Here is a 13,394-nt window from a genome sequence, read left to right on the forward strand (position 1 = left end):
ATTCAGGATTTCAGGTGAGGACGCGCGGCCGTTCGGCGGCGGTCGGCGGTATGCCAGCACCGGGGGGCGACCCGCACCCGCTTCGGCCGGGTGAGCCCTCCCCCATTTTCAGGACGGCGGCTCCACCTTCGAGGGAGCATGGAACGGCCGTGGCGTGCCTTAGGGTCACATCAGAGCGGGCCCTTGCCCGAGGTGATCAATGACCGGGCTCACTCGTTCCTTCGCCTTTTCCTGTCTGGAGCGTTACGCCGCCAATATCGCCAATCTGGTGATGACGGCGGTGCTCGCGCGCCTGTTGAGTCCCGCCGAGATCGGCGTCTTCGTCGTGGGCGGCACGGTGGTGTTGCTCGGCGAGATCCTGCGTGATTTCGGCGCGAGCACTTACCTTATTCAGGAGCGCGAGATCACGCCCGCCGGCGTCCGCACCACCTTCACGCTGACGCTCTTCCTTTCGGTGGGCCTCGCCGGCGCGATCTTCGGGGCGGCCGATTCGCTCGCCGCCTTTTACGGCGATCCACGTCTCGCACCGGTCCTCGCCATCACGGCCGCCGGCTTTCTCCTCGGGCCCTTCATCAATCCGATCCTCGCGCTGCTCCGCCGCGAGATGGCCTTCGACAAAGTGGCTCTCATCAACACCGTCGGCGTAGCGGCGAATCTCGTCACCGCGATCGGCCTGGCAGCCGCCGGATACGGCTATCTGAGCCTCGCCTTCGCCTATCTCGTTTCAGTGATCGCGACAGCGGCCGCCGCCGCCTTCTTTCGGCCACCCTATCCGGTGTTTCGGCTCACGCTGGCCGATTGGCGGCGGGTCTTGTCCTTCGGCAGCTACGCCAGCGCCACCGCCTTCCTCAACAACATCTATCAGGCCTGGCCGCAGCTCGTTCTCGGCCGAATCCTCGGCTTCGACGCCGTCGGCCTCTATAGCCGCGCGCTGATGCTGGTGCAGATGCCCGAGCGTTCGCTGCTCGCCGCTCTCCAGCCGGTCGTGCTGCCGGCGCTCGCCGCCGAGGCGAGGCGCGGCGGCGACCTCAGGGCGCCTTACATCCAGGCAATCGCGCTGGCGACGGCCGTGCAATGGCCCTTTCTCATCTGCTTGGCGATTCTGGCCGAGCCGGCCGTGCACGTCGTGCTCGGGCCGGCCTGGGCGGAGGCGGCCTCGGTCGTGCGCCTCATGGCACTCGCCTCCTTATCGCTCTTCGCAGGCTTTCTCACCTATCCGACCCTTGTTGCGGTGGGGCGCGTGCGCGACACGCTCACCTCGAGCCTCATCGTTCTGCCGCCCTCGGCGCTTCTCGTCACGCTGGCCGCCTTCCACGGTCTCGACTGGGTTGCCGCGAGCCTCTTCATCATCGGCCCCTTCCAGGCTGCGGTCAGTTTCGCCTTCATCCGCCGCCAATTGCCCTTCGCATGGCGGGATCTCGCGATCGCTCTCGGGCGCAGCGCCCTGGTCGTCCTTGGTACGGGGCTCGCGCCGCTCGCAATCGCCTGGTCTCATGACTTCGCCCCCGATCTCTCGGCCGGCGCGATCGCACTCGCCGTGGCGGGCGGCGGCGCCGGCTGGCTCATCGCACTCAGGCTCAGCCGTCATCCGCTTCTTGACCTGGTCCTGCCCCTCATCCCTGTCGCGGGCCTGAAGAGGGCCCTCGCTCGTCCCTTCCGCCGAGGTGTCGCATGGTGACGATGACCATTGCCCCGACGATCACGATCGATCGCCTGAACCAGCTCGCCTGTTTCCCGCCGGATCTGTCCCTGGAGCAGGCGCTTGCCGACTACGTCGACGCAGTGACGGAAGCCAACGCGCGCCGGCCCGTCGCCGAGGAGGTCACGGCCATCGTGCCGGTTTTCAATACCGACCCCGCAATGCTGCATGTCGCGCTCGATTCGCTGCTCGGGCAAAAGCTTCTCCCGGCGCAGGTCATCGTCATCGACGATGGCAGCAGCCGCCCCGAAACGCTCGCCTATCTCGCCGCGCTCAGGCAATCGTGCCTTGTCCAGGTGCTGACCAATCGGGACAACCTGTCGCTTGGGCCGACCATGAACCGGGCGCTGCGTGCCTGCCCGACACCCTATGCGCTGAAGCTCGATGCCGACGATGTCGCCCGGCCCGCATTGCTCGCCGCCTATGCAGCCTTTCTCGACAAAGGCGAAGCGATCGATGTGCTCGGCAGCCAGTTCACCGCCTTCGGCCACGACAGCTACACGACGACCCATCCGTCACGCATCACCCGATCCTATATCCTGTCCTCGCCGGGCTATTGGTTCGTCAACCACACGGGCGTGCTATTGAACCGCGACAGCGTGCTCAAGGCCGGCGGCTACCGCGCCCTGCGTGGCCTGGCGGAGGACTATGACCTCTGGATCCGCATGATGCTGAAGGGCTTCACGCACTTCGCCAATCTGCCCGAGAGCCTCGTCGACTATCGCGACAGTGCGACGGCCCTGCACCGCAACTTCCGGCGCGGCCACAACCGCTTGCGGCTCATGGCGCTGAAGGCGGCGATACGGCTGGCGCCCGCCTTCTGAGCTGGCGCCAGGCTGCGGCCGGCACGCGTTCCGCGACCACGGCGCCAAGCCGGCGGGCCATGCCCGGCATGCGCAAGAGATGCCCGAGCGGCGGCGCCATGGCGAGCCGTGGATTGAGGCGCAAGGCCAAGCGCAGAAGCGCACGCCCCCCGACGCGATTGCCGCGCCAGCATTGCGCCATTCCCGTCCAGAAGGCTTGTTCGGCGAGCCGCCTTGTAGCGAGCCGGTGAAGCCGATCCGCCCCCGGCAGGACGCTTCCCGGGCCGGCGAAGAAGGCCGCGAAGGCGAGCTCCCGCTGCAGGTAATCGCGCAGCAGCACATCGGGCGCCACGAGCGACATGTTTTCCCCATGCACGCCTCTGACACCCTGCACCGCCGGAGTTTCGGCAATGTCGCCGAGCGTCGCGAGACGCAGCCACATCTCCATGTCGCCCGAATGGGTGAGCTCCGCATCGTAGAGGCCGGCGGCCTTCTGCGCGGCCGTGCGCAGGATCGCCGTCACCGTGACGACCGGGTTGATCGCGGTCGCGCAGGTCTTTTCGATCAGGGCCGCTCCGGAATGGATCTGCCAGTCATGGTCGCCGGCGGCCGTTGCGGTGATCTCGTCGTCATCTCCGAAAACCTCGACCCAGCCGCCATAGGTCAGAACAACTGAGGAGTTCTTGTCCATTACGTCGATCGCCCGCGCGAGCGCCCCGGGCGCCAGCATGTCGTCGGCGCTGAGCAGCAGCATGTAGCGCGCCTCGGCCCACGCTATGCCTTCGTTATAGGTGGCGATATGGCCGCGATTGACGGAGTGCACGATCGCCGTGATGCGTCGATCGCGACTGGCGATGTCGCGGGCGACCGCGCCGCTGCCGTCAGGCGAGGCGTCGTCGATAATGAGGATCCGGATATCCGGCACGCCTTGCGCCAGTACGCTCGCGACGCATCGCTCCAGGAAATGCCCGTAACGGTAGCAGGGCACGATGATGTCGGCGATCGGCATGACGCGTCTTCCATGATGTGAAGTGCTCGCCGCATCTTGCGGCGGCGGGCGCCGCAGGCCGAGCTGTGCTTTCGGTCGGCACCGGGTTCATGCGCCCGGACGCGCTTACCTCTTTCGAAGGCCCTGCCATGACCCCTCGGTTGCATCGGCGCGCCCTGATCCCCCCTTGCCGGAGGTGTTCCGCCACCTTCGGACAAGGTGAAGGGATCCCGCCCAAACCTTAAGGTCACATTGGATTTCAGGACAAGGAGGCGGACATGGCGGACAAGGTTGCGCTGATTGCGGGCGTCACCGGGCAGGACGGGGCTTATCTCGCCGAGAGCCTGCTTGCCAAGGGCTATCTGGTGCACGGCATCAAGCGCCGCTCGTCCTCCTTCAATACCGAGCGAGTGGACCATCTTTATCGCGATCAGCATGAAGACAATGTCCGCTTCCTCATGCACTACGGCGACATGACGGATGCGACCAATCTCATCCGTATCATTCATGAGGTACAGCCGGACGAGATCTATAATCTCGCAGCACAAAGCCATGTGCAGGTGAGCTTCGAGACGCCGGAATACACGGCCAATGCCGACGGGCTCGGGACGTTGCGGATGCTGGAGGCCATCCGCATCCTGAAGCTCGAGAACCGCTGCCGCTTCTATCAGGCTTCGACATCGGAACTGTTCGGCAATGTCGGTCAAGTGCCGCAGGGCGAGTACACGCCGTTCCAGCCGCGCAGCCCCTATGCCGCGGCCAAGCTTTACGCCTACTGGATCACGGTGAACTACCGCGAGGCCTATGGCATTCATGGATCGAACGGCATCCTGTTCAATCACGAGAGCCCCATCCGCGGCGAGACCTTCGTCACCCGCAAGATCACGCGCGCCGTCGCAGCGATCCACCACGGCCTGCAGGACAAGCTCTATCTCGGCAATCTCGACGCCCAGCGCGACTGGGGCCATGCCCGCGATTATGTCGAGGGCATGTGGCGCATCCTGCAGCAGGACAAGCCCGACGACTATGTGCTCGCGACCGGCGAGACGCACACGGTGCGGGAATTCGTCGAGCTCGCCTTCGGGCATGTCGACCGGCGGATCGAATGGGAGGGCAAGGGGGTCGCCGAAAAGGGGCGTGATGCCACCTCCGGCAAAGTACTCATCGAAATCGACCCGCGCTACTTCCGCCCGACGGAGGTGGACCTCCTGAAGGGCGATCCGACCAAGGCGCGGACGAAGCTCGGGTGGCAGCACAGCGTGACCTTCCCGGAACTCGTCTCCGAGATGGTCGCCGCCGATCTCACCCTCGTTCTCAGGGAGGCAGCACGCAATGACCGCTATGTCTGACGGCCTCAATGGCTCGGCCATCGTCTCGGGTCGTCGCGTCTTCGTCGCCGGCCACCGCGGCATGGTGGGCTCCGCCCTCTGCCGCCGGCTCGCCCGCGAGGACTGCGACCTCATCACCATCGATCATCACGACCTCGATCTCACCCGCCAATCGGCCGTCGAAGCCTGGATGGGGCGGATGCGTCCGGAGATCGTCGTGGTCGCCGCGGCCCGCGTCGGCGGAATTCTTGCAAACGCCACCTTCCCGGCCGAATTTCTCTACGACAACCTGATGATCGCCGCGAATGTCCTTTCGGCAGCGCGCAGCACCGGGGTCGTGAAGCTGCTTTATCTCGGCTCGAGCTGCATCTATCCGAAGCTCGCGCCGCAACCGATGCGGGAAGAGAGCCTGCTGACCGGCCCACTCGAGCCCACCAACGAAGCCTATGCGATCGCCAAGATCGCCGGCCTCAAGCTGGCTCAGGCGCTCGCCGGCGAACACGGCTGCCGCTTCATCACGGCCATGCCGACCAATCTCTACGGACCGAACGACAATTTCGACCCCATGGGCTCGCACGTCATTCCCGGCCTCATGCGCAGGATCCATACGGCGCAGGAGGAGGGCCGGCCGACAGTCGAGATCTGGGGATCGGGCACGCCCCGGCGCGAGTTCCTGCATGTGGACGATCTCGCCGACGCCTGCCTCTTCCTGCTCGATCACTATGAAGCCGCGGAGCCCATAAATGTGGGTTCAGGCCACGAGGTGACGATCCGCGAGCTGGCCGAGTTCATCGCGGAGGTCGTGGGCTATACCGGCAGCTTCGCCTTCGATACCGCAAAGCCTGACGGCGCGCCGCGCAAGCTGCTCGACACGAGCCGTCTCAAGGCGCTCGGCTGGGCGCCGCGCATCGGCTTGCGCGAGGGCCTCGCCGGTGCCTACCGCCACTGGCGTGCGCGCGAGGACAGCGTCATCCTGCCGCTCGCGACGACGCGCGCGCCTGTGAGCCATCCCGCGGTGCCTTAGTCCCGGGAGCGGCGGGATAGTGCGATGGTCCTGCCGCGAGGCGGAAGCATCTGCCGGGCCGAGCATCGCGAGAGCACCACCCTGACGATGGACGAGCCTGGCCGATCCCCATCGGCCGGGCTCGTCCTTGTGGGGGACGTTCCTGCCCCCTCCCCTCGTATCGAGATGTGACCGCCTCTCAGGGCAGTTCGGCACTTGGCTGGGAAGCACCTGCCACCGGGCCTGCCGCGGCCGCCCGAAGGGGCGCCGCCGCCGCGGTCGTCGCGACCCCCGGCACCTCGATGCGCAGGATGTCGCGCGGCTGGAGCGGATCGAGCTCACCGACGGTCGTCGTTACATAACGGCCGTTTTCGAGCCTTGTGACCGTGTAGACCGTCGCCCGCCGGCCGGCCTCGCGCGCGCTGTTCAACAGCGACCTGAGCTCGTTCATCGAGGCGATCGTGGCGGCGATCTTCTCGTCCGTGCGCACGGTGCTGATGTCGAGTTCGGCGCGGACGGTCGCATTGTCCCGGATGCGCTCATCCTTCAGTTCACCCAGCTTCTGCTCGACTTCGAGCTGACGCTGGCGCGCCCGCGCCAGATAGGAGCGCAGCTCCAGAGCGTTACGTCGGGTCGCCGACAGTTCCCGCTTCAGGGCGAGAAGCCGCGGCTGCACGGCGAGCCCCTTCTGCACCAGCGTCTCTTGCGTGGCGACCTCCTGTTCCAGGAGCCGCACCTCCTCGTCATGCAGGACGATGCTCTCGTTGAGCGAGGCGATCTCCTGGTCATAGCTCGCGTGTTGTGCGCCGAGCGCCTTCTCCTGGTCGGCCAGGATGCGCTTGCGCACCTCGAAGAGCGCCGCTTCATTGTCGAGGATCTGGCGGCGGGTCGCGGCCGGGAGCAGGTCGCCGTTGCCGATAGGCGTCTGGGCGCTGAAATCGTGGCCGGCGATCTCCGCCAGGATGCGGGCCTTCTTCGCCTCTTCGGAGAAGCGCTGGATGCGCAGATCGGCGAGTTCCTGCTCTGCCGCGATGAGCTGCAGCATGCCGCTCTGGCCATTCGGCGGGCGCCGTTCACCCCCGCCGAGCGCTACGAGCTCGAGCGCGATCATGCCCGGCCTGAATTGATAGGGACCGGGCTTGTCGACATTGCCGAGGACGAAGACGGGCGCGAATTCCGCGATCTCGACGCTCGGTGCGCCGCCACCGGGAATGCGCTCGGCCAAGGCATCCGCCAGCCTCTGGCCGATTTCGCGAGGCGTCAGATCCGCCACGGCGATCTCGCCGAGGAGCGGATAGCTGATGGTGCCGCCCGGCCCGACACGGAAGCGGCCGGAGAGCTTGTCATCGCCATAGACGACCACATTCAGCAAGTCGCCGACACCTGCGCGGTAGGACAGCCCCTCGGCCGCCCCGCTCGGACTTGTCGTGAGCCATAGGCCGAAGGCGGCAACGATCAGTGATGAAGCGAAGCTGCGTTTCATGACCGTTCCCCCTTGGCCGGCGCGTTGGAGAAGATCCGCGCGGCTGCGAGCCCGACCTGGCGGGCGATGGCGCCCCCCGCCCGTGGGCGGCGGTCACGTGGTCCGGCTTGCGCGCCGGGGCTCCGGTCACGGTCCGTTTGATCGACCGCCTCGTAATGCGCATGCCGGCGCGGATCGACGCCGTCCATGACGATGCCAGAGACCTGGGTGCCGCAGAGGGCGAGTTCGCGCAGGCTCGCGACCACGTCCCGGGCGGAGGTCGCCCCCCAGCGCACGACGAAGAGAGCGGCATCGGCGCTGCTGCCGATGAGGGCAGCATCGGCCGAGGCCAGCACGGGGGGGGTGTCGATGAGAACCGCATCGTAGCGCTGCCGGCATTGCGCGATGAAATCGACGAGAGGCGCGGCCGCAAGCGCGGATTCCGGCAGTCCACTTGTCACGCCGGGAGCGATGAAATGCGCGCCCGAATGAATGTCCACCTGGGTGACGTCGCTGCCACTGGCCTCGCCGCGGATGAGCTCGGCCAAGCCCGGTCGTCCAACGCCGCCGAAGGTGCCGGCGATCGCCGGCCGCCGCCAGTCGGCATCGATGACCAGAACTTTCTCGCCACCGAGCGCCATGACGCGCGCCAGCGACACGGCGACCGAAGTCTTGCCCTCATGCGGTACCGCCGACGTCACCATGATCACTTTCGCCGTGCCGAACAGGGGCGACAGTCGGATGGCTGCCTGGAGCTTTGCGAAGGCTTGGCTGTAGGCCGACGCCCGCTGCTTCACGGGATGGTCGGCAGGCGACACGCGCGCCGCAAAGGCCGCCTCGGGGATCTGCCCGATGACCGGGGCCCCGGTTGCTTCTTCGATAGCGCTGAGGGACCGCACGCGATCATCGAGGCCTTCGGCAACGAGGGCGAGCGCAAGGCCTGCGCCAACACCGCCGATCAGCGCGAAGATGATGATGGGCAGGCGCGCCGTCGAGGGCCAGAACGGTGGCTCGGCGCGCGAGACGAGGCGCGCCTCGGGCGTCGCCAACCCCTCCTGCTCCATCGTCTGCTTGTAGCGGTTGAGAAAACTCTCATAGACGGTGCGATTGGCCTCCGCCTCCCGCTCGAGCTGATTGAGATGAATCATCGCCTGGCTGGAATCGGCGTAGTCGGCCTGCAGTGTGTCGAAGCTCGCCTTGATCCCCTCTTCCTTGCGCCGGGCGACCTCGACCTCATTGGCGAGGCTGACGAGCACCCGGTCGGTTTCGGCAGCGATCTGCTGGTCGAGGGAGGCGAGCTGCGACCGGATCGCCGGGATCTGGACGCTTTTCGATGCCCCGGCATCTTCGAGCGCCGTGAGCTGGCGCGTGAGCTCGGCCTTATCCTTGCGCAGGAGCTGGATCACCGGTGACCCGAGCACCTCCGGAAAGGAAGCGGCTCCACCGTCCTGCTTGGCGAGCATGCGCGCAGTGTCGAGCCGTGCCTCGGCACCGGTTCGGCTCGCCCGTGCAACCGCGAGCTCGGCATTCAGTGCATTGAGCTGCTGCGCCTTGAGCGGCGCGCCATTCGCCTCGATCAGCCCGGCCTCGCGCCGGAACGCCGCCACCGCCGCCTCGGAATATTCGACCGCGGTTCGCAGATCCCCGAGCTTCTTGCCGAGCCACTCGCTCGCCTGGCGCGTGGCGCCGGCCTGCAAGCGCGTCTGCTGCTCGAGATAGGCCTCGGCGAAGGCATTCGCCACACGGGCTGCATAGACGGGGTCAAAGGACGTATAGGCGATGAAGATGGTGAAGGAGCGGCCGTCATTGCTGACCCTGAGGCCGCCGAGCAGACGATCGATGATCGCCCGTTCCTTATCCTCCGGCGATGCCGGCGGTTTCGGATCCGGCTGTGCCGCGGAAAACGGCAGGAGACCGCGCAGCCAGGCCAGCGTGGAGCGGGCGAGCGACGGTGGCGCCTCGGGTTCCGGCTCGCCGCCGAGCTTCTCCATGACCCTCTCGGCAAGGGAACGCGAGCTGATCACGTCGAGCTCGGTGCGCAGCACCGGGCTTTCCTGCGGGAGACGGGAGATCACCGCATCCTGGAGAATGACCTGAACCTTGCGCGCTTCCAGCACGAGACTGGCCTCGGCCGTATAGCGCGGCGGAGTCAGGGCCATGAGGAGCGCCGCCAAGGCCAAGGCCACGACGAGGCTGGCAGCCAGGATAACCCGCCGTCTTTTGACAATCTGAAGCCACTCCCGCACCGTTTTTCCCCGGTGCGGTGATGAACTCTGCGCCGCGATCATAGTCTTGCCCCCTGTGGCACTGCGATTGAGTATAGCGTCTGTCGATCAGTCGCGGCCGGTTCGTGGAAATAAGTCTTGTGTCAGGACGGCAACTTCCGTTCTGTTCTTGGCTTTCAACTTGCGCATGATATTGCGGATGTGCACCTTTACGGTGCTTTCCTGCATGTTGAGCTCATAGGCAATGCGCTTGTTGGCCTTGCCCTGGCGCAGCGCGTTGACGACGGCGGCTTGACGGGCGGTGAACATGCCGTAGCCCTGGTTCTTAGCTGCATGGGCATGCTCCTCGATCGATCGCCGGGAGGAGATGAGGCTGCTTGCCGGGACAAAAACCCCGCCGGCCTTCACGAGATGCAGCGCCTCGACCGCTACATGCAGCGGAATGCTGGTCGGAATATAGCCTTTGGCGCCGCTGTCCAGCGCCTCGAAGATCTGCTCGGCTTCTTCGAGATCGGACAAAAGGACGACCGGTATGTTGTCCGGAAGGCGCCCGATATCGACGCATTTTTCGCCCGCCTTGCGACCGGCGGGGCAGAGCAGGATGATGGTCGCCGGTGGCGGCTGTACGGTGGCCTTGCGCCAGTCCTCGATCGTTGCGAAGGCGACGACGTTATCGCCCTTCGTCAGCATTCGCAGGCTCTGCAGGAGGCAGTCGCGGATTAGCGCGCGCGACTCGATGATGACGATCGTCGTTTGCGTCGACGGCAGGACGACCGGCGTCGGAGGCCCGGCTTCCATGTTGTGGAGCCTGTCCCGCGCCATGCTCGTCAAAGCCTCCTCCATGGAGACCGGTTCGCTGGGCAATCGATGGAGCGCTTCGGATGTCATGATGCCAATCCTCTCTGGTGACTTATATTCGGCTGTTTTTAGGGTTGATGCGGATCGACTTTCGAACGCGAGCGGCCTCCGTTCCAGTTCTTGCTGGTCTATCGATTGATTGCGTCAGTGCCGGCTCGGCGACGGATGGACCGCGGCGCCGGCATGCGCCGATGGCCGGTCGGGCGGAGCGTGACCGCCCAGCGCATCCTGACGGGAGCTGCTGGGATCACGCTCGGCGGGCGGCCCCGGATGATTGGCCTCGGATTCGGGTCGGCACCGGTCCTCGTTACGCAACAGGTCCCGCCAGGCGCGTCCGACGGTCGCCGGCGACAATCCCGTCGCCTTTGCAACCCGACGAACGCTCCAACCACTGCCGCTCGGACATTCTGTCGCCAAGGTCTGCCGAATGAGGGACGCGAGTTCCTCTCGCGGAAAGCGGCGCGGCTTGCCCGGCCGCGGCCGGTCGTAGAGGCCGTTCACGCCTTCCGCGATGTACCGGCGCTGCCATTTGGCGACTGTCTGCACGGCCACGCTGAGTTCACGCGAGACCGCCCGGCGTGTCTTCATGTCGCTGTCGAGCACGATGCGGGCACGCAGGGCGATCGCCTTCGGCGTGCCCGCTTGTCCGACGATGTCCTTCAGCCGCTCTCTATCGTCGTCCGCCAGAACCGGTTTGATCTGCTTCATGGCCTCCTCCGGCCAATGTCGCCGCGTAACGGCATCGCCAATTTCACGAAGTTATGAGACATCCAGGAACCACTGTATCATAATTCCTGCGCCTGTTTCTGAACAATACGATACCACAACGATCGCAACGGTAAACTATGCGCTCATACGCCATTAGTTGCAGCGAGAACGCTTCGGATTGACATACAACTTTAAAGATCAACTACAGAATAGCGAGCCATCACAGATCGAAATACGCCGCCTAGTAAAATCAATACCCCTTCAGGACCCCTTACAAGGGAGTGGAGATTATGGTTAACGCCAAATTTCACACGATTCTTCCGATAGTTCAGCGCCGCAAGAGCTTACGCCGGGTGACAGCTGCATGTCGGTATGACATCACGCCGTCTTTCATGGCGCAAATCGCGGTTTGCGAAATCACGGCGCCGTGAACTGGAGGAAATGCACGAGCAATACGTGTCATAAAAGACTGTATGGTTCGCTGAATGGTACGTGGACACCTAGTACCGCTGGAGCGGTATCTGTATTAACAAGTGGTTATCGCATAGCATTAGTTGCCGCCATTCGATCTTCACGCTGGCTGTGACGAATCTGTGACGGATATCAGCATGTTGTTACTTGAGCCACTCGTTTGGCGGGCAAGCGCATGTCAATGCCCGGAGAGGCCCTGCGGACGCAACTGCGCATAATTCCATGGGACTTGGCCGCGTCCCAAATCTCCGGCCCATACTAGGGTCTACCGCTCCGGAACAGCGGTTCGCAGACAGCCGCTCCGGAGAAGACGCCCAAATGAGGTGTCGGCTAACCGTCTCGAATCCACCAGTCGAAACCGCCCGCATGGCGCACGCAGCAGCCGTGCCACAATACTGGGCGATACTTGTCATTGCCCGTACAGCGATATCTATACCTTGCTCGATGCACAGTTCTGGGATTGGACCAGAAACCTCCAGAGCTGGTTTCACAGGGTGCAATTTAGGCCCAATCTCCGGCTGATCCTTCAGGGCCCGTCCCCTGTCGTGACATTACGCTGCGATCAGAAAATCTTACATAACAGTCTGAAATGGCTGAATGATTCTTTTGAAGCGATCGCGCCGTCTTCTCGCCGGACGAAGCTTGTAAACGGTCAAGCTCAAGCAAATGGCGGCGATGCCGGGTTCACGCCGGCCCAACACCGAGGGGCGGCGTGAACCGTGATCAATTTATTGTGATGAGCGCGGCGCTCCGCCCACGAGGCAGCCGGATCGGAGCAGCTCGCCGACCTCACACCGGAAGGCGGGTTGCATCAGACGCAACAAGTGACTGCCGAAGCTGTACTGTAAACACTGTTCAACCGGCTGACGGCAGTCGACCCCCGCTCGGCGCGGTCTGCCGATTGGGCTCTTCCCGGAGCATTCGAAAAGGATCATCGTGTCCGATGGCAATCATACGGGGACGGGTCACATGAAGCGGATCACCTTGCCGGATGGAACGAGCGTCACGGCGCTCGGCCAGGGCACCTGGATGATGGGGGATTCCGGCGCCGACCGCCGGAAGGAGATCGCAGCGCTTAGGGCCGGCATCGATTGCGGCATGACGGTCATCGACACGGCCGAGATGTATGGCGACGGGGCCTCCGAGGAACTTGTGGGCGAGGCGATCGCCGGGCGGCGCGGCGCGGTCTTCCTCGTGACAAAGGTGCTGCCGAGCAATGCCTCGCGCAGTGGCACGGTTCGCGCCTGCGAGGCGAGCCTCGAACGTCTCAAGACGGATTATGTGGATCTCTATCTCCTCCACTGGCGCGGGCGCGTACCGCTCGCCGAGACCGTCGAGGCCTTTGACGCGCTGACGCGCGCCGGCAAGATCCGCCGCTGGGGTGTGTCGAATTTCGACGTCGACGACATGGAGGAACTCGCCGGTGTCGCCGATGCCGGGGCCTGCGCGGTCAACCAGGTGCTCTATAACCCCGAGCACCGCGGCATCGAGTTCGATCTCATGCCCTGGCAGCGCGAGCACCAGATCCCGATCATGGCCTACTCGCCCCTCGGCCAGGGCGGGCGGCTGTTGCGCTCGCCCGCGCTCGCCGAGATCGCCAAGCGTCACGGGGCGAACCCGGCCCAGGTGGCACTCGCTTGGGCCTTGCGCGACGATAATGTCGTCGCCATTCCGAAAGCCGGCAGCAGCCGCCACGCCGAAGAGAATGCGCGCGCCGCCGATCTCGCGCTTACGCCGGAGGATCTTGCGGCGATCGATGCGGACTTTCCGCCGCCTCGCCGCAAAGAGCCATTGGCGATGATCTGATACGCTAGGTCGTGCCGGAGCGACCAGAGGGATTGAACGGCAA

10 protein-coding genes are annotated in these 13,394 nt (G+C 65.0%); 5 read left to right on the top strand and 5 right to left on the bottom strand.

Annotated elements, in window-relative coordinates:
* Positions 1-199: 199 nt before the first annotated feature.
* Together ACFQU1_RS07740 and ACFQU1_RS07745 are read left to right on the top strand one after the other, a co-directional pair.
* On the top strand, positions 200-1,678 hold the full coding sequence (locus tag ACFQU1_RS07740) for a lipopolysaccharide biosynthesis protein (RefSeq protein WP_378130994.1): 1,479 nt from the start codon (positions 200-202) through the stop codon (positions 1,676-1,678).
* A complete protein-coding gene (locus ACFQU1_RS07745) occupies positions 1,672-2,523 on the top strand; it encodes a glycosyltransferase (RefSeq protein ID WP_378130996.1) in 852 nt (283 codons plus the stop codon). The genes ACFQU1_RS07740 and ACFQU1_RS07745 overlap by 7 nt, the downstream gene beginning before the upstream one ends.
* Here ACFQU1_RS07745 and ACFQU1_RS07750 read toward each other — a convergent pair.
* On the bottom strand, positions 2,480-3,511 hold the full coding sequence (locus ACFQU1_RS07750) for a glycosyltransferase family 2 protein (RefSeq protein WP_378130998.1): 1,032 nt from the start codon (positions 3,509-3,511) through the stop codon (positions 2,480-2,482). The genes ACFQU1_RS07745 and ACFQU1_RS07750 overlap by 44 nt on opposite strands.
* A gap of 257 nt (positions 3,512-3,768) precedes the next feature.
* Here ACFQU1_RS07750 and gmd point away from each other — a divergent pair, with 257 nt between their 5' ends.
* Positions 3,769-4,839, top strand: a complete 1,071-nt coding sequence (gmd, locus tag ACFQU1_RS07755) for a GDP-mannose 4,6-dehydratase (protein WP_378131000.1) — start codon at positions 3,769-3,771, stop codon at positions 4,837-4,839.
* Entirely contained in the window at positions 4,832-5,842 is a 1,011-nt protein-coding gene (locus ACFQU1_RS07760) for a GDP-L-fucose synthase family protein (protein ID WP_378131620.1), read from the top strand. The genes gmd and ACFQU1_RS07760 overlap by 8 nt, the downstream gene beginning before the upstream one ends.
* A 178-nt stretch (positions 5,843-6,020) precedes the next feature.
* On the opposite strand, the gene ACFQU1_RS07765 is transcribed toward ACFQU1_RS07760, so the two are convergent.
* The 4 genes from ACFQU1_RS07765 to ACFQU1_RS07780 all read right to left on the bottom strand — a co-directional run bounded on the left by ACFQU1_RS07765 (position 6,021) and on the right by ACFQU1_RS07780 (position 11,074).
* A complete protein-coding gene (locus ACFQU1_RS07765; protein WP_378131002.1) occupies positions 6,021-7,304 on the bottom strand; it encodes a polysaccharide biosynthesis/export family protein in 1,284 nt (427 codons plus the stop codon).
* Positions 7,301-9,571 carry a GumC family protein gene (locus tag ACFQU1_RS07770; RefSeq protein WP_378131004.1) on the bottom strand — a complete coding sequence of 757 codons (2,271 nt, stop codon included), beginning with the start codon at positions 9,569-9,571 and terminating at the stop codon, positions 7,301-7,303. Before ACFQU1_RS07770 ends, ACFQU1_RS07765 begins: the two co-directional genes overlap by 4 nt.
* A 45-nt stretch (positions 9,572-9,616) precedes the next feature.
* A complete protein-coding gene (locus ACFQU1_RS07775) occupies positions 9,617-10,396 on the bottom strand; it encodes a LuxR C-terminal-related transcriptional regulator (RefSeq protein WP_378131006.1) in 780 nt (259 codons plus the stop codon).
* Positions 10,397-10,510: 114 nt separating this feature from the next.
* Positions 10,511-11,074 carry a helix-turn-helix domain-containing protein gene (locus ACFQU1_RS07780; protein WP_378131008.1) on the bottom strand — a complete coding sequence of 188 codons (564 nt, stop codon included), beginning with the start codon at positions 11,072-11,074 and terminating at the stop codon, positions 10,511-10,513.
* A gap of 1,440 nt (positions 11,075-12,514) precedes the next feature.
* Here ACFQU1_RS07780 and ACFQU1_RS07785 point away from each other — a divergent pair.
* Complete coding sequence (locus ACFQU1_RS07785; protein WP_378131010.1) at positions 12,515-13,351, top strand: aldo/keto reductase; 837 nt, start codon at positions 12,515-12,517, stop codon at positions 13,349-13,351.
* The last annotated feature ends 43 nt before the right edge of the window (positions 13,352-13,394 follow it).

The organism is Chelatococcus sp. GCM10030263, from assembly GCF_042666455.1.
Lineage (GTDB): Bacteria > Pseudomonadota > Alphaproteobacteria > Rhizobiales > Beijerinckiaceae > Chelatococcus.

Coding starts and splice junctions, on each gene's coding strand:
- ACFQU1_RS07740 (WP_378130994.1), top strand. CDS start 200: ATGACCGGGCTCACTCGTTCCTTCGCCTTTTCCTGTCTGGAGCGTTAC.
- ACFQU1_RS07745 (WP_378130996.1), top strand. CDS start 1,672: ATGGTGACGATGACCATTGCCCCGACGATCACGATCGATCGCCTGAAC.
- ACFQU1_RS07750 (WP_378130998.1), bottom strand. CDS start 3,511: ATGCCGATCGCCGACATCATCGTGCCCTGCTACCGTTACGGGCATTTC.
- gmd (WP_378131000.1), top strand. CDS start 3,769: ATGGCGGACAAGGTTGCGCTGATTGCGGGCGTCACCGGGCAGGACGGG.
- ACFQU1_RS07760 (WP_378131620.1), top strand. CDS start 4,832: ATGTCTGACGGCCTCAATGGCTCGGCCATCGTCTCGGGTCGTCGCGTC.
- ACFQU1_RS07765 (WP_378131002.1), bottom strand. CDS start 7,304: ATGAAACGCAGCTTCGCTTCATCACTGATCGTTGCCGCCTTCGGCCTA.
- ACFQU1_RS07770 (WP_378131004.1), bottom strand. CDS start 9,571: ATGATCGCGGCGCAGAGTTCATCACCGCACCGGGGAAAAACGGTGCGG.
- ACFQU1_RS07775 (WP_378131006.1), bottom strand. CDS start 10,396: ATGACATCCGAAGCGCTCCATCGATTGCCCAGCGAACCGGTCTCCATG.
- ACFQU1_RS07780 (WP_378131008.1), bottom strand. CDS start 11,074: ATGAAGCAGATCAAACCGGTTCTGGCGGACGACGATAGAGAGCGGCTG.
- ACFQU1_RS07785 (WP_378131010.1), top strand. CDS start 12,515: ATGAAGCGGATCACCTTGCCGGATGGAACGAGCGTCACGGCGCTCGGC.